The organism is Glaciecola sp. HTCC2999, assembly GCF_000155775.1.
In the GTDB taxonomy this organism is placed as follows: domain Bacteria; phylum Pseudomonadota; class Gammaproteobacteria; order Enterobacterales; family Alteromonadaceae; genus Opacimonas.
The window spans coordinates 775,979-792,391 of sequence record NZ_DS989810.1 but is presented as its reverse complement, the minus strand read 5'-3'; the positions used below and the strand labels follow the sequence as shown (position 1 = coordinate 792,391).

Genomic DNA, 16,413 nt, shown 5'->3' with positions numbered 1-16,413 from the left:
GTTGCAGCATAAGCGCTTATTCCTGAATTAAATGGACAGGGATTTCAGTTTTGGGATCGCGGTAAAATAAGTTTTCTGTCGGCTGCTGGGACTGGGCGATGGCCGCTTGGATCAAATGATGATCGGGGGATTTATCACATACCGGATCGGTTTTATGCATATCACCAGTGAGCATAAACGCCTGACAGCGACAGCCGCCAAAATCCTTTTCCTTTTCATCACAATCGCGACATGGCGAAGGAAGCCAATCCAGTCCACGAAATTTATTAAATGAAAAATCTTCATGCCAGATTTTCTCTAATGATGATTCTTTCACATTCGGGAACGTCAGAGGTAATATTTTAGCGCTATGACAAGGCAGGGCAGAACCATCGGGCGTCACGGTTAAAAAAGTGGTCGCCCAACCATTCATGCAAGCCTTTGGGCGTGTTTCATAATAATCAGGTGTGACAAATATAAACTTCGGTTCATCATCACCTTGAGTGTTTCTAAATGCATTCACGGTTGCTTCAGCGGTCTCAAGTTGTGCTTTCGTCGGCAGTAGATGGTCACGATTTAAATAGGCCCACCCATAATATTGTACTGTGGCTAACTCAACGAAATCGCCTCCCAATTCACAACTTAGGGCGAGTACATCGTCGATTTTATCTATGTTTTGGCGGGTTAAACAAAAATTCAATACCATCGGATAATCGTATTGCTTAACTAATTTAGCGACAGCTAACTTTTGTTCAAAAGAGTGGCGTTTGTTACCAATCAAGTCATTCTCATCGGCATTGGCAGCTTGGAAACTGAGCTGAATATGGTCAAGTCCTGCCTCTTTTAAACCCTTGATACGCTTTTCAGTTAAGCCAATGCCAGAGGTGATTAAGTTCGTGTAAAAACCCAGTTCACTGGCATGTGCCACTAATACTTCTAAATCTTTGCGCAGTAATGGTTCACCACCGGAAAAGCCGAGTTGTACGGCGCCCATTTCACGCGCTTCGCTAAGTACCTTTTTCCACGTTTCGGTATCACACTCATCTTTGCGCTCAGTCATTTGCACAGGATTGGAACAATACGGACAATGTAATGGGCAATCATATGTAAGCTCGGCAAGGAGCCATAATGGATTGTTAACATACGCTTTTAAAACAGGTTTAGTCGACATACTTTATCCATTTTTTTTCATGAGCATGATCTAAAAATTCGTGAATATCTTTATCAATGCCCTCGGCTCCTGGAAATTTAGCGATTAAATCACTGATAATGGTATCAACATCACGCTCTCCATTTACCATTTGCATGATTTCACCGGCACTGCCATTGAGGGTGATCATTCCTTCAGGGTATAACAACACAAACGCATCTTGCGCTTTTTCAAATTGAAATTTATATAAGGGATTAAGTTTAGGAGTTGCCATTACATGAAGCCTTTGTGAGAAATATTTTCGTCAGTTACCGCACCAAAAGGCTTGCGGTTAAACTCATATGCTAAGCTGATACTATCAGCCATACTCCATAAGACATCAAGTTTGAATTGCAGAATATTCAATGCACGCTCTTGTTGTTTACGCGTTTCAAAATGATCTAAAGTGATCTCTAAACCGTGCTGTACATCACGACGTGCCTGATTTAAACGCATTTGAAAATAGGAAAATCCTTCTGGATCAATCCATTTATAATGGGTTGGCCAAGTATCGAGGCGACTTTGATGGATTTCAGGTGCGAACATCTCAGTGAGTGACGAACAGGCTGCTTCTTCCCAGCTAGCTTTACGCGTAAAGTTAATATATGCCCCGACGGCAAACTTCACACCAGGTAATAAAAAGCGTTCATTGAGCATATCTTCACGATGTAAACCCACCGCTTCACCTAGACGTAACCAAGCTTCAATACCGCCTAGAGTAGTATCTTCAGGGTCTCCATCATGATCCAATATACGCTGGATCCATTTGCGACGGGTTTGCAGATCCCAGCAATTTGCCATGATCCCTGCATCTTTTACTGGGATCGCTAACTGATAAAATAAGCGATTGGCGACCCATCCTTGAATTTGTTCTTGGCTACATTCACCTTTATTCATCGCTACATGAAACGGATGATAGATGTGGTAGTACTCGCCTTTAGCACGGAGCTTTGCTTCAAATTCATCGCGAGACCAAGGTGCTTGCTTTGTCATAGAATATCCTTAAATCGTAATTTGCATGCCATCATAGGCCAATTCAATACCATTATCGCGAAGATAGGCATTGGCAGTAGAAGACTCATCTAGTACAGGGTTGGTATTATTAATGTGAATCAAAATTTTCCGTTCGATATCGTATTCTTGTAACAATGCGACAGTGCCATCAGGACCATTCACAGGCATGTGACCCATTTGTGAACCGAGTCGGTTACTAAAGCCTTTTTGGATCATTTCATCATCGAGCCATAAGGTACCGTCAAATAGGGCACAACTTGATTGTTCGAGCATATTTTTGACTAAGTCACTCGCTTGTACACAACCTGGGGCATAAAACACACTTTTGCCGGTGGCATTATCTACAATCTGCAAACCAATGTTGTTCCCATCCACAATATTATCGCGATATTTCGAATAAGGCGGGGCATTCGATTCTAATACAACCGGATGAAAGGTGAGTCCAGCGACGCCTTCCACTTGAAAACCTGGTTCATGAGTCGTACCAATCGCGCGGCGTTGTAGCCCTCCATGCCAATGTTTAAGCATTGGAAAAACAGGAAAAGCGGTACTTAAATCTTCATAGACTACATCCGTGCAATAAACAGGTAATGGTAATCCCTCACGTAACGTTAGTAGTCCAGTGGTATGGTCGATTTGACTATCGGTTAAAATAATCGATTTAATCGCAGTGCCCCGTTGTTGCCCATCGGCCGGCCACAATAAGGGAGACTGGTTAATTTGTTGGCGAATATCGGGAGAGGCATTAATTAAGACCCAATCTTTACGGTTACTTGAAACAGCAATACTCGATTGTGTGCGTTCGCGTACGGGTAAAGTCTTATTTCGGCAGCCTGCACAATTATCACAATGACAATTCCACTGTGGTACACCACCGCCTGCACCTGAACCCAAAATTAATATATACATGGTGTTTACCTAGGAACAAAAAAGGCTGCCAGTTGGCAACCTTTTGACAAAAAATAAATGGGTGCTTAGCGATTGCTGATGTATAAAGTTACTTCAAAGCCAAGACGCATTTCGTTGTACTGAGGTTTAGTCCACATAGTATTTCTCCGTTATTTACGTTGTATTAACAATTAGTATAGTACAGATTTGAATCTAAAAAAACATCCTCCTTTAGGAGGGGATCATCTCGTCCTAAGTTCCCTGTTTACTATTCATTTTTAGATATTGCAATAATAAAGGCAAGGGCCTGCCTGTTGCTGAATTTCCCGTACCATGCATAAATGCAGTGCCGGCGACATCTAAATGTACCCAAGGGACATCCTCAGTGTAGCGGGATAAAAAACAGCCTGCAGTGATTGCGCCTGGGGAGTTGACCCCCGCATTCATCATATCGGCAAAGGGACTATCAATCGCTTCTTGGTATTCATCCCATAAGGGCATTTGCCAAGTGCGATCAAACGCTATTTCACTGGCGTCTAATAACTGCTGTACTAAATCATCATGGTTACTGACCATGAAACTACTTACATGCCCTAAACTTTGAATAGCCGCACCGGTTAACGTCGCAATATCAATCATCGCGCTTGGTGTAAAACGCTGAGCAAACGTCATCACATCGGCAATAATAAGCCGTCCTTCGGCATCGGTACTCATGATTTCAACCGTTTGCCCTGATAGGGTTGTCAGAATATCACCTGGTCGATAAGCATCGCCATCGGGAAGGTTTTCAACGGCTGCGACAATGCCAATGACATTAATATTTAGCTGTAACTGAGCAATGATATGCATGATCCCGACAATGGTCGCGGCTCCGCACATATCATAGGTCATGTGACCCATCCCAGGTGCTTTTTTCAAGGTGATCCCACCAGCGTCAAAGGTGACTCCTTTACCAATGAGCACAATCGGCTCACCTTCACCGCCGTGGTAATGAATCACAGACATATGCGCCGGATTATCGCTGCCGCGACCCACTGCTGTATAGGCTCCCATACCCAGTTGTGATATAGCGTCGGCATCAAATATGTCTGTTGTGATGGTATTAAATCTTTCAGCAAGTAAGCGAGCATGGTCAGCAAGATAAGCGGGTGTACAAATATTTGCGGGTAAATTAGCTAGGTCTTTGGTGAGCCACATGCCATGATTTAACGCGTTAATTTCTTGCAAGCATATGATATCACTACCTGAATAAAACTCGATTTGAGGCATGCTGAAGTCAGGTTTGGTCGTTTTAAATACATCAAATTGATAAAATGATTGGATAAAATGTGTCAAAAAATTCAACGTGATAGCATCATCATGTTTGACCGTATCAGCCAGTCTGGCCGTGTTCGATGCCTGAATATTGAGATCTTTTGTGACATTTTTGATTAAATTAAAGAGCCGTTCTTGGGCTAAATCTTCGGGTAAACACACAAGTGTTAATGACAACAGTGCAGTATCGACTGGACAGGCGATTGAAATATTCATGCCTGTTTTAAAAGGGGCTGTAAAGGTGTCCAACACCTTTTGAATATGGACTTGAGTGCTAGTCTCAAATGCTGATAAGGCATAGGTTAACGACTGTTCAGACACGATCATAATTAAATGGGTGTCCGCAGTGACTAGTACACTGGCCTTTTTAAGAGGTTGATAGCGTTGGTGGGGAAGTATTTTCATGAAGTCATGCTACTGAAAATATTGATGTGAGACAAACCTTTTACACAAAAAAGGAAATGCATGTACAGATGACATAGCATTTCCTTGCAGTGAAATAAAAAGCGACCCATTTGAGTCGCTCATTGTTCATGTCGATACACTAACTTTTACTTTTATGAAAAGCCCGCGCCAGACGATCTTTTAGGAACGTTCGATGAATTTTCGTCGCTGTGTTTCCGCGCTTAGTAGAAAGTTTATCTTCCAGTTCTTTTAAATTGTATAGAGCGGTGGCCTGTGCAATTTTGTCGTAGCTGCTAGCTTTTTCTAAACCAGCAATACGGATAAGACGCTCTATGTATTCCACCTGTAAGTTTTGGCGATATGAATTCACATTTTTACGCATATCATCAGCAAAAATAGCATCCGTCAAATCAGTCATTACTTCGCTCAGTGGATACGTATTACCATAGCGTGTGCTATCAGTAATACGCTGCAAGACATTTTTATGTAATATATGATCAAGCACCTGTTTTTGCATATTTAACAATAAGTTATGCGGTTTAGGGTCTTCATTGCGGCCATAATGTGAGAAACCACGACGTTGATTTTGTAAAAACGGTAATAATGGTTCGATATCATCAATCGCATTGGGCGCAAATAAATGCTTACTCAGTGCTTGCATGGCTTGCTCTTGTGTTTCACGCGGCACTGGCGTAAATGGTTGGTCATAGCCTGCTTGACCGACAACCGCGCGATTAATGTGGATCCCACCAATATAACGAGACATTACTCGAGTTTGTACCGCCATGCTACCAGCAATAACATTCGCAGCGACGACTAGATCTTGATGACTTTCACCCGGTTGGAGTACTTTATCTTGTAATTTAGTCGCTTCATGATGTAAGCGCTCGATATAGTTCTTCGCATAAGTCACAGCATCTGATGACATATCACCTGTCATGATACGCGGGTCAATATGACGACCTGCCGCACGCATATCATCTGCATCATTACCAAAAGCAAGTCCAGCTTCGGTCGAACGCAGCAGAATTGCTTCTAAACGTTGTGCCTCTGCTGCAGCATCATCGAGTGCTTGAGAGTATCCATAATTAATCGCCCAATCATCATAAGGACCTGGCGCATAATCATAATAGTCACCTTGAGCCTCACCTATCGGTGCTAGGTTAATCGGGGCATAATCCATGACTGAACCGGTGATTGCACCTTGAGTTAACGTTGAGTTATGGACATCGGTAGCAGAAAAACGTTGTGACGCTTTCATATTATGATTAAGACCCAATGTATGACCGACTTCATGCAAGGTTAAATGCAATAAACCTTGGCGAAGTATTTCGTTTTTATCTAAATCATAGATATCAACATTGGTGCCGCCAATCATATTACCTAGTACCATACCGCTTTGTATGTCAAAGCCCTTTGAGCAGCGTAGGGTTTTGCCTAAAAGTTCATGAGAGTGCATGTCATGGCTATCATGTTCTGATGTTGCCTCTGTGTTTAGCATTGAACCTTGAGTGAACATACCTTCGTATAACCAACGGTTGGACATAAAGACGAACTCAAGCATAATATCCGCAGCTATAATTTGCCCATCAATAGGATTCGCTAAACTTGGCCCATATCCACCAAAACGAGGGCGTGGTGAGCTAGTCCAACGTAACACGTTATAGCGTACATCATCAGCTGTCCAGTCCGCATCATCTGGTTGAATGCGTACTTCTAATGCATTACTGATCCCGGCTTTTTCAAATGATGAATTCCACGCTAACACACCCTCTTTAATCGTTTCACGCCACTCTAGTGGGGTGGTGTTTTCAATCCACCAGACAATCGGTTCAACAGGATCAGACACGTCAGCATCGGGGTCTTTTTTCTCTAAATGCCAGCGATTAATATAGTCAACATAAGGAGTTGTGCCAGGATCTGTTTGATCATCTTTGTAGGTACCAAAATAGCCCACGCGCGCATCATCAACACGCGGTTCAAAATTATTTTCTGGTAACTTTACAAATGCGTGTTGCAAACTAATTGTGGTGAAGCGTGCGTCAGCGCTGCCGCCGGTACCAAAGTTACGAGGGGTTGGATTTTCATAGACATAATCCACGACGATATGGGTATTTTCAGGGAAATTATCGACACGATTCAAGCGCGTTTTAGTTTTAGATAATTTACCGGGTTTAAAGCGATTTTTATCTGCTTTAGGATCACGCGAAGGGTAAGGGGAGATTTTATGTAAATCTTCACTCATGACGACGTCACTTAAATCGACAACGATTTTACCTTCCTCATCGAACTCAATTTTGGTAGAAATTAATAATGCTTCAGAGGTATTTGCATTTGCCACTTTGCTCAATGGGTTTTCTGGATCAAAATAAAAATTATCATTTATTCTAACGATATCTAGGCGATCAAAATATTGGCGAAACTCAATCAGATTTTCACTGCGATAAGCCCCTTCAAAATGACCTGCATCTACAACTCCGTTCACGGTTTGTGCAAAATACAGCACAGGCGTATTTAACATGGACGGTTCAATCACTAACTTAGCCGCGCCAGTATCTTCGTCTTGATAAATATCCATATAACCTGGCATGTGAGCCATGCCTTCTACAATATCAGCGAACGTTTTTTCTTTTTCTTCTTTTTTATTTTCATCACTGTCAGAGTCATTTTTTGACTCTTTATCTGCTGTAACGTCTTCTGTGGTCGCTACTTTTTTAGATTCGTCTTTAATTACGGGGGCTGTAGCGGGTTGGGAAAGTATGTCACTATTGAAAATTTCAGTCGCATCGTTGGCGTTAGCCACACCCACGTGCATACTTAATGCAAGGGTTAATGCGGAAAAGGTAAATGAGGGTTTCATAGTATCGCTCCATATTATAATTTGGATCTAGTGTAATTTGAAGACGATAGGAAACCTAGTGTTTACCATAAAATCACTTTTACAACTTTGTAACAAAGTTTATCCGCTTTGAAATGTTGCATGCATTTTAGATACTACCATTGGGTGTATCGATTTATTTATTTTTGAGTAAGGTGATAGATGTAATCAGATTTAGGTAAATATACTGAGAGCCTTTATTTAATAGGGACTCTCTATTTTTAGGTGTTATACCCTATGTTGATTATTGGTGATAAGGAATATAGTTAGACCCATATCAAACAGGAGATACATAATGCGATTTCATAAAATCACTCTAGCAATTATAAGTTCACAGTTACTTTATGCTTGTGGGGGAGGTGGTGATACTTCCTCTAACATTACACCTATACCACCTAGTACTGCACCAACAAGTCCCACTGTAAGCACAGTGATTAAAACTGGAGTGGTTACTGGTTTTGGAAGTGTTTATGTCGATGGTCAGCGGTTTACCACAGACAATACGTCATTCACCATCAACGGACAAGCAGGACAATCTATTGAGCAATTAAAAGTTGGGATGAAAATTTCGATGAATGTTCAAGAGTCAGATGAAAATGACACGCATAGTGTTTCTAGTGTGCTTTATGATAATGATATTGAAGGTGCAGTTACTGCAATTGACCGGAACAACCAACAGTTAGTCATAGTAGGCACTATCGTTAAGTATAATGATTTAACCCATTTTATTGGATTAACAGAAATGTCTTTATCTGTTGATGACCGTGTTGAAGTCAGTGGGTATTTTGATATCGATGGCACATTCATTGCCACATACATAGAATTAGATGATGACCTAGTTAATGATAATTCTGAGTATACATCAGGAGTTGTAGGTAATCTTGATGACGCTCAACAGACATTTATGTTGTCTGATATCACAGTCAATTATGCATCTTCGAATACCGCTATTATTGAAAATGGCCAAAAAGTGAGAGTAAAGGGTGTCTTAATCGATGGTGTGCTTACAGCCAATGAAGTGGAGATCATTGATGAAAGCTATTATCTAGAATTAAGTAATGATGATATTGCTCGAGTCGAAAAAGAGGGGCTTGTTACTGCATTTGATAGCGTGAATAACACTATCACAATTGATGGACTGATTTATCAGTTAGCAGCAGATGTTGTTATTGAAGGAAATACCAATATTCAGGTACAAGACTTTGTTGAAATATATTTAGATCCAGCGACAAATTTGGTCATTTATATTGAAACCAAAGATAGACATTTAAATACAGATGGTAAAATTAAAGGGGCGATTGAAGCAATTGATTCAATCAACCAAACGATCACGGTAAATGGTCAAGTATATACATTTGTAAGTACTACACGTTTAGAAGACGATGATGATAAGTATTTTAACTTTGCATCATTAAGCGTAAACGATCTAGTAGAAGTGGCCTATGTCAAAAATTCGCAATCAGATAATCTTATTCAGAGAATTGAACGTGAAGATGAAAATGAGTACAACGAAGAATGGGACCTGGAAAGTCGTGTTTTTACTGTAGACGCTGCGACTCAGACTATTACCCTTAACGGTATGAATGTGACTTTAACAGAATCAATGAGGTTTATTATTAATGATGTTGTGACTGATTTGACGACCTTTTTGACAACAGCTACAGATTCTGTAGGTAATGATGAAATTGAAATAGAAGGGGCGTTTGATAGTACCGGCGAATTTGTCGTGCAAAAAGTTGAATTGGAACAACAAAGCCTTAATGGCAGTAACAATGACAATGATTCTGACAATGATTCTGACAATGACAATGACAATCATACCTCAGATAATTCACATGATAATGGATATGTCGAATTTGAGGGTAAAGTAACAAGTATTGTTGATGACAGCAGTTTCACTTTAAATAACCAAGCTGTCAAAATTGATAGCAACAGTGAATTAGAAATCAACGATAGGCGCGTTTCTGTGACACAGTTCATGTCGGCACTTCAAGTTGGTGTTAGGTTGGAAATTGAAGGAGCTTGGGTTAATGGTGATTATATCTATGCCTATGAAGCCGAAATTGAATCCGAAGATAATGATTGATTTACAATAATATGTTATAAATAAGCCATATTTCGATATGGCTTTTTTTATATGAATAGAGACAAAATTATAGCGCTCCTTTTAATTCTTATTATTATCTTCAAGTTAGGAGATCTTTACGTTGATTTTGCAAATCAAGTAGAAAGCCACCACTTAATCCAAGAAATCATATTGATTATTTTGTCTTCTGCTATTTTTGTTTTTTTAGCTTTTGACATTAAAAAACGAAGTAAACAAGCGCAGTTACTTGCACAACAATTAAGAGTAAGTAAAACCCATTATGACAATTTATCTAAAAAAGTCGTAGAGACAAAAACACAATTTTTCGAGAGCATTGCAGAACAATTTGAGCAGTGGGAACTGACGAAAACAGAAAAAGAAGTTGCATTATTGTTAGTCAAAGGTTTAAGTAACTTTGAAATTGCGGAAGTCCGTGGAAAATCTGAAAAAACGATTAGTCATCAAGCATCATCTGTTTATAAAAAAGCAAATGTTACAGGAAGGCATGAGCTTGCGGCCTTATTTTTTGAAGAATTAATTGGTAATTAAAACAATTATTTAGTTCAAATAGGCGGTTATCCCTATAGCCGTTTTCGAGTAAGTAACTACACTAAGTTTTTATCTTTAGGATTATGCTAATGAAACTTACTCGTGTGACAAAACATCATACTTTAATCATTTTTCTGCATTGGTCGATGGCGATTACTCTATTACTTATGCTGTTAACTGGAGAGTTTATGGAAGACTCTCTCAGCTCTCCTATTTTTGTGTTGCATACTCAAGTTGGCTTTACGCTTTTATTATTGTTTTTTGTCAGACTATCAACATCCTTAATCACTCATAGGACTCACAATACAAGCTTGTTCTCGAAATTTGACGAACGCATAGCGAAATTTACCAAACTTGGCTTGTATTCCGTCATGTTCTTAATTCCTTTCACAGGATGGTTAATGACAAATTTTGAGCTTAGGTTACAACCGATTTCTTTTTTAGGCATGATCGATTGGCCAGTGATCCCAAGTGTTGTCAGTAACCATGAACAATTTGAAATCCTGGAAGACATCCACGAGTTTGGTGTGAAAATGTTATTTCTTTTCACTGGATTACACGTTCTCGGTTATATCAAACATCTTGTGTGGGATAAAGTCGACCTTCTTAATGCGATACGCTTTAAAAAATAGTGCTCAAAGTTGATTATTCTTTTGCTAAATATTCATTACAGCTCTTATCTTATCCTTTAGTAAATAAATGGCTTATTAATTGCTAAGTATTTAATGAGACTGCTCATTTTCGTAGTAAGCCTCAAGTTAATGTCTTATACATGATTATATAATAGGTACCAAGATACTGTAGGTACTGTTTTATTAGATATGTTAAGCATATCTAATTGGAGTGAAATATTTATGAAGCAATTACCAAGATACTTATTCGCCGCTGTTGTCATATTTGGCAGTTTAACCGCATGCAATAATGACAATAATGGCAGAGCCTCTCTCAATACTAACCAATCAACTGTCCCAATGAGTGCTGCAAACACAAAGGGTAATCAAAAAGGAAATAGTGGTTTTGATGTTGATGCACTTGAACAGAAATTATTAAATTATAGTATGGACTCAATTAGTCAAGATGAAGTAGACGATTTAGTATGGATAAGAGAGGAAGAAAAACTTGCTGGAGATGTGTATCAAGCGCTAGCAAATCTACACGGGCTTCAAGCTTTTACTAATGTGGCAGAAAGTGAAGCGACTCATACTTCTGCTGTTAGAGTGTTGTTGAATCGTTATGACATTGCTGATCCCGCTATTTCTACATCGATGGGTGTTTTTATCAACCCTACATTACAAGATTTATATAACGACTTGGTTTCAGCCGGTACACCTAGTTTAAATGAAGCTTTAGTGGTTGGTGTAATGATAGAAGAACTGGATATTTCCGATTTACATGCTGCAATAGAAAGACTTAGCGAAAATGAAGATATCAAAATGGTGTATGAGAATCTAACGAAAGGCTCAAGAAATCACCTTCGCTCTTTTTATAGTCAATTAATCAGTCGAGGTGGAACTTACACTCCGCAGTATATATCTGAAGAAGAGTTTACAGATATTATTAATTCACCCATGGAAAATGGCAATTAACCATTCGCTTAATAATGGTTATTTTTAGCAATACTCACCAGTGGCACATACATGTTTAAGATGTTTATAGAGACTAGTGTGCTACTGGTGCATTCAAATTAATGATATTAATAAGATGATTAATAGCATGAAAAACGATACGATCTTTAGGTAAATATACCAACAGCTAATTCAGTCCATAAGGCTATGAAAAGAAATAAGACTAAAACGGCTAGATAAACTCTATTGTTGGAGGAGACCCTCCTGGATAACAAGACAAAAATAGCGCTAAAGCCAAAAATCATAGCGCCCATGACAACGAAATCCATAACTTGCCATTGAATTTCACTGCTTATGAGCATCCCTAAAGCGGGTATTAAAAGTAAGAATATCGTACCAATACCTAACCAACAAAAAACAGAATTCTTCTTAGTTAAGTTTTTAAAATATATTTTCATTCTCATTTCCTGTGGGCATGTGACACTTTTTTAAGATTTAATAAATTCTATGATGAAGTAATAACTTAAGCAAATAACATAGATGAATTAAATCATTATTTTCAGTTGTTAGTTTACATTTGCACATTTAATATAGAAAGCCTAGTTTTAACATAATTTGACGGCTTATGACATATCCAACTATTGACCAAATCATCGGTAATACCCCCTTAGTACGCTTACAGCGGTTGGCGCCAGAGTCAGCTCAAGTTCTCGTGAAACTTGAAGGACATAATCCTGCATCGAGTGTTAAAGACCGAGCAGCGTTATATATGATCAATGAAGCAGAAAGCGCTGGACATATCATGCCTGGAGACACGCTGATTGAGGCGACGAGTGGAAACACAGGTATCGCTCTGGCTATGGTAGCAGCTATTCGTGGGTATCGGATGCGCTTGATTATGCCGGATAACCTTTCTGTTGAGCGTCGTGCAGCAATGAAAGCCTATGGTGCAGAATTAATCCTCGTAGATAATGGTATGGAAGGTGCCAGAGATTTGGCTCACGATATGGAAGCACGAGGTGAGGGCAAAATACTCAATCAATTTGCTAATAGTAATAACCCTTTAGCTCACTTTTCTGGTACCGGACCTGAAATATGGCGAGATACGCATGGTGAAGTCACGCATTTTGTCAGTGCCATGGGGACTACGGGTACGATCATGGGGACATCAAAATATTTAAAAGCACAAAACCCAGACGTACAAATTGTCGGCTTACAACCATCAGAAGGAAGTCAGATAGCGGGGATCCGTCGTTGGCCAGAAGCTTATTTACCTTCGATTTATGAGCCGGAAAGGGTTGATGAAATTCTCGATATTACTCAAGCAGAAGCTGAAGATATGACACGCAGACTGGCTGCAGAAGAGGGGATCTTTTGTGGTGCAAGTGCAGGTGGTGCCGTTGTTGGTGCACTGAAAGTCGCTGAGGCAAACCCTGGCTCTGTCGTCGTGACAATTATATGTGATCGTGGTGACCGTTATTTATCAACAGGCATTTTTCCTGGATAAATAAAGGTTTTTGTATCATGTTAGCCAACTATCCTTTATGCATTGGCTAATGCTATGTTGGCTAACTTTAGTCCAATAAATTATGTAATAAAATCAATAATTAACGCGAATAGCAATAGACTGACGAGTTGCCATGATAACCATCGTTTTTGCCATTGATTTAACTCAGATCGTTTTCTCAACATGTGGAGAGTCTGAGTAAAAGGATAGACGAGTAAATTTATACCGTTAACTGCCACTAATGCTAGACATAATGAGCGTACATATGACTCAGTATTTAACTCATAAAGTAGCATTCCTAAAGCAATCAGCAATAGAAATAGGCCTCCGGCGGGGAAGCGACTATTAAGGTTATTCATTAGTAAGTCCTTGGACAGCCCCGCCATAGAAACTGACTTTACTCAAACTATATTTGATTACTGCGCTCCCAACCGGCCCCCCAACAGCACCAGAAGCTGCGCCGACAACTACTGCTGTACCAAAACCTGACCATGAAAAACTACCCGATGTAGCGGCACTACCCAGATAAGACAAACCTCCCAGTGCGCCCCCAAAGCCAGCACCAGGTAAACCAAAACCGCCATTAATATAAGCATACTCATTTTGTGATAATTGTTGCATAAATGATTTCCTCTTTGTTTGTATGAAAACAACATCAGTTTATCGTTTATTGATTATAGAATATAACTGTCCAATGGATGAGTTTAGGTGACTATTTTGATTTTTAGGACAGAGTGTTACTGAAGAAGAAGGGTAAAATTTGAAGAAAAAATGGTGGCCCGACCCTGACTTGAACAGGGGACCTGCCGATTATGAGCTAAGCTGAATGGTACTATATTGCTAGTATAATCAATGGCTTATGGCTTTCATGTTGTTTTTTCCGCCTTGTAACCATCGGAACGTTAACGGAAATACATCCAGTCCATGCCACATATCTAGAAGTGTGAAGCGGAAAAGCGAAAAAAAAAGAATAAAAAAGCCCCTCTACCTACCCATATGATATGAGTAAATAGAGGGGCTGTTAGCTTTCAAATTTCAATTGCTGCTATCTGACAAGCTTGTCTGAGTGTATCTTGTGACACTTTGGCGTATCGTAATGTCGTTGAATAACATGCGTGATTTGCTAATTGCTGCACACTGGCGAGTGAGACATTACTCGACACAAGGTTACTACAAAAGGTGTGACGTAAATCATGGATCCTCACAGAATCTGAAATCTGTGCTGCTTTGAGTGCAGTTTTAAACGATTTCTTAAAATCATTGTAGGGCAAATGTGTCATTGGATTGATAAACACATATGTTGGGTCTGTTCCAGCTAACCGTTTGAGAATATCCATTGCGGTTGTATTGAGAAAAATAGTATTTTGTTTCTTATTTTTAGCAATACTAGGTGGCACAGTAATGATTTGTTTATCCATATTAATCCAAGACCATTTCAAAGCCTTAGCAACACCACTTCGCACACCTGTGACCAATAAAAATATCATGAGTAAATTCACAGGGCGCTGAGGGTGTAGCATCAACACTTCAATGAATCGCTTTTGCTCCTCGGTACTTAAAAAGCGTTCTTTTTGATTATCAAACTTCATGTATTCTACTTTGTCACAAGGGTTTTTAGTGATGAGCTCCCACTGGATAGCAAGGGTAAACATACGACTAATCAGTTTGATATGACCAGTGACATGACTGCCGGATAAGCGCTTTTCAATCAAGCTAGTTTGAAAGCGTTCCAATTCAAGTACTTTGATGTCATCAAGACGCTGCTTACCGAATATGGGCTTGATGCGTAATCGCCACATGGATTCAATATTCCGAAAGGTGCGCAAACGGGTTTTGATATGAGGCCAATAGTACTGCTCCCAAAATTCATTGAGTGTCAACGCGCAGGTAGGGGGTGTTTGAACTATGGGTGGTAAAAGGGAGTTATGGGGGGGAGCTGCTGAGGGGATAAGTTGTGTTGTTTGTTGCAGGGCTTGTTCAAGTGAGATTGTGTTAGTCCGTCCAAGGTGATGGTCCTTATCTTTGGTGCGAAACCGATAAGTACCGATGCCTTTGGAGGTGTTGCGTATTTCAATACGAAACCCTTTCGGTAAGTTATCCGCTCGGTATTCTGCTTTGATTTTATCTGTAGGGGTAGGTAGGTTGTCAATAAAGGCTTGGTCTATATATTCATATTTCATAGGTATCTCCAATAGAGGGGAATTAAAACGATATAGGCAGGATAAACCTGCCGGGTTGAGTTATTGTTGACGCAGCAAGCGAGAGACAATGGAGCCGGTGAAAGGCTTATTGCGATAGCTGGATAAACCGCGTTGGTTTAGTGTTTTAGCTATGCCCACAGACGTTATTTGTGGTTGTAATTGTTGGATGTGGTGTATGACTTTGATGATTTTTTGTCGCCATTCACGTTGTGCCGTCGTGCGAGCTAAGGTCGCGAGTTGAGGGTTGTGATTGCGATAGGTATCAAGTTGTGGATTGCCTAGCGTGACACCACGAGTTCTGGCTGCACGAAGCGCCGCCTTGGTTCGCTGTGATATCATCTGTGCTTCATGTTGAGCCATTGCGGCTAAGATATGAATGGTGAGCTGGTCGATGTCAGGAAAATCGGCGAGTTTAAAACGTATACCTTTTTTCTGTAGCTCAGTAATAAAGTGTAAGTCTCTACTGAGCCTATCGAGTTTAGCTACCAATAACACCGCATTGGCAAGGTGTGCATAATCGACGGCTTTTTCAAACTCAGGGCGGTCTGCTTTTTTACCAGAGCCTACTTCAGTAAACTCAGCAACCAGCTTACCTCCATGATGATGTAAAAAATCAGTGATGGCTTGTTGTTGCGCTTGCATACCTAATCCCGTCTGACCTTGTTTTGAAGTAGACACGCGGTAATAGGCCACATAATTAGTGTGTTTCATCGTCGTTCCTTAGCTACAGATTGATACAGTGAATACAGCTTTGTCACTATGGCAATAAGGGCAGTAATGATCCCTATGCTTAGGCGTAACAATGTAAGCATCACATGAGGGTGTTGAATAGTTAGAT

At 40.0% G+C, this 16,413-nt stretch carries 17 protein-coding genes; 5 read left to right on the top strand and 12 right to left on the bottom strand.

The genetic code is table 11. The features are described 5' to 3' along the window. Positions 1–16 precede the first annotated feature (16 nt). The 7 genes from pqqE to G2999_RS03470 all read right to left on the bottom strand — a co-directional run bounded on the left by pqqE (position 17) and on the right by G2999_RS03470 (position 7,649). Positions 17–1,150 carry a pyrroloquinoline quinone biosynthesis protein PqqE gene (pqqE, locus tag G2999_RS03495; protein WP_010178770.1) on the bottom strand — a complete coding sequence of 378 codons (1,134 nt, stop codon included), beginning with the start codon at positions 1,148–1,150 and terminating at the stop codon, positions 17–19. After that, positions 1,140–1,403, bottom strand: a complete 264-nt coding sequence (pqqD, locus tag G2999_RS03490; RefSeq protein WP_010178769.1) for a pyrroloquinoline quinone biosynthesis peptide chaperone PqqD — start codon at positions 1,401–1,403, stop codon at positions 1,140–1,142. The genes pqqE and pqqD overlap by 11 nt, the downstream gene beginning before the upstream one ends. After that, positions 1,403–2,161, bottom strand: coding sequence for a pyrroloquinoline-quinone synthase PqqC (gene pqqC, locus G2999_RS03485; RefSeq protein ID WP_010178767.1), 759 nt, complete (start codon positions 2,159–2,161; stop codon positions 1,403–1,405). Before pqqC ends, pqqD begins: the two co-directional genes overlap by 1 nt. Before the next feature lie 9 nt (positions 2,162–2,170). Then, positions 2,171–3,091, bottom strand: a complete 921-nt coding sequence (gene pqqB, locus G2999_RS03480) for a pyrroloquinoline quinone biosynthesis protein PqqB (protein WP_010178765.1) — start codon at positions 3,089–3,091, stop codon at positions 2,171–2,173. Between the two features lie 65 nt (positions 3,092–3,156). After that, complete coding sequence (gene pqqA, locus G2999_RS12785) at positions 3,157–3,228, bottom strand: pyrroloquinoline quinone precursor peptide PqqA (protein ID WP_083781666.1); 72 nt, start codon at positions 3,226–3,228, stop codon at positions 3,157–3,159. Between the two features lie 94 nt (positions 3,229–3,322). After that, positions 3,323–4,789: a leucyl aminopeptidase gene (locus G2999_RS11735; protein ID WP_010178763.1), complete on the bottom strand. Its 1,467-nt coding sequence runs from the start codon at positions 4,787–4,789 to the stop codon at positions 3,323–3,325. Between the two features lie 139 nt (positions 4,790–4,928). Continuing rightward, on the bottom strand, positions 4,929–7,649 hold the full coding sequence (locus G2999_RS03470; protein WP_010178762.1) for a zinc-dependent metalloprotease: 2,721 nt from the start codon (positions 7,647–7,649) through the stop codon (positions 4,929–4,931). A 313-nt stretch (positions 7,650–7,962) separates the two neighbouring features. Here G2999_RS03470 and G2999_RS03465 point away from each other — a divergent pair, with 313 nt between their 5' ends. The 4 genes from G2999_RS03465 (at position 7,963) to G2999_RS11730 (ending at position 11,888) form a co-directional block, all read left to right on the top strand. Then, complete coding sequence (locus G2999_RS03465; RefSeq protein WP_010178760.1) at positions 7,963–9,753, top strand: DUF5666 domain-containing protein; 1,791 nt, start codon at positions 7,963–7,965, stop codon at positions 9,751–9,753. A 51-nt stretch (positions 9,754–9,804) separates the two neighbouring features. Then, positions 9,805–10,302, top strand: coding sequence for a LuxR C-terminal-related transcriptional regulator (locus G2999_RS03460; protein WP_010178758.1), 498 nt, complete (start codon positions 9,805–9,807; stop codon positions 10,300–10,302). Between the two features lie 89 nt (positions 10,303–10,391). Next, complete coding sequence (locus G2999_RS03455; protein WP_010178757.1) at positions 10,392–10,934, top strand: cytochrome b; 543 nt, start codon at positions 10,392–10,394, stop codon at positions 10,932–10,934. A gap of 222 nt (positions 10,935–11,156) precedes the next feature. Continuing rightward, positions 11,157–11,888, top strand: a complete 732-nt coding sequence (locus G2999_RS11730) for a DUF2202 domain-containing protein (protein WP_010178755.1) — start codon at positions 11,157–11,159, stop codon at positions 11,886–11,888. Between the two features lie 146 nt (positions 11,889–12,034). Here the strand turns inward: G2999_RS11730 and G2999_RS03445 are convergent, their stop codons facing one another. Beyond that, complete coding sequence (locus tag G2999_RS03445; RefSeq protein WP_010178753.1) at positions 12,035–12,325, bottom strand: hypothetical protein; 291 nt, start codon at positions 12,323–12,325, stop codon at positions 12,035–12,037. A 167-nt stretch (positions 12,326–12,492) separates the two neighbouring features. Between G2999_RS03445 and cysM the strand changes: the two genes are divergently transcribed. Beyond that, positions 12,493–13,374: a cysteine synthase CysM gene (gene cysM, locus G2999_RS03440; protein WP_010178751.1), complete on the top strand. Its 882-nt coding sequence runs from the start codon at positions 12,493–12,495 to the stop codon at positions 13,372–13,374. Positions 13,375–13,454: 80 nt separating this feature from the next. Here the strand turns inward: cysM and G2999_RS03435 are convergent, their stop codons facing one another. The 4 genes from G2999_RS03435 to G2999_RS03420 form a co-directional block, all read right to left on the bottom strand. Further along, a complete protein-coding gene (locus G2999_RS03435; protein WP_010178749.1) occupies positions 13,455–13,733 on the bottom strand; it encodes a hypothetical protein in 279 nt (92 codons plus the stop codon). Next, a complete protein-coding gene (locus G2999_RS03430; RefSeq protein WP_010178747.1) occupies positions 13,726–13,995 on the bottom strand; it encodes a hypothetical protein in 270 nt (89 codons plus the stop codon). The genes G2999_RS03435 and G2999_RS03430 overlap by 8 nt, the downstream gene beginning before the upstream one ends. Positions 13,996–14,402: 407 nt before the next feature. Then, the gene (locus G2999_RS03425) at positions 14,403–15,554 is read right to left on the bottom strand and encodes a site-specific integrase (protein WP_010178745.1); all 1,152 of its coding nucleotides are present in this window, start codon (positions 15,552–15,554) and stop codon (positions 14,403–14,405) included. Positions 15,555–15,614: 60 nt separating this feature from the next. Beyond that, positions 15,615–16,286 carry a recombinase family protein gene (locus G2999_RS03420; RefSeq protein WP_010178743.1) on the bottom strand — a complete coding sequence of 224 codons (672 nt, stop codon included), beginning with the start codon at positions 16,284–16,286 and terminating at the stop codon, positions 15,615–15,617. Positions 16,287–16,413: the final 127 nt, after the last annotated feature.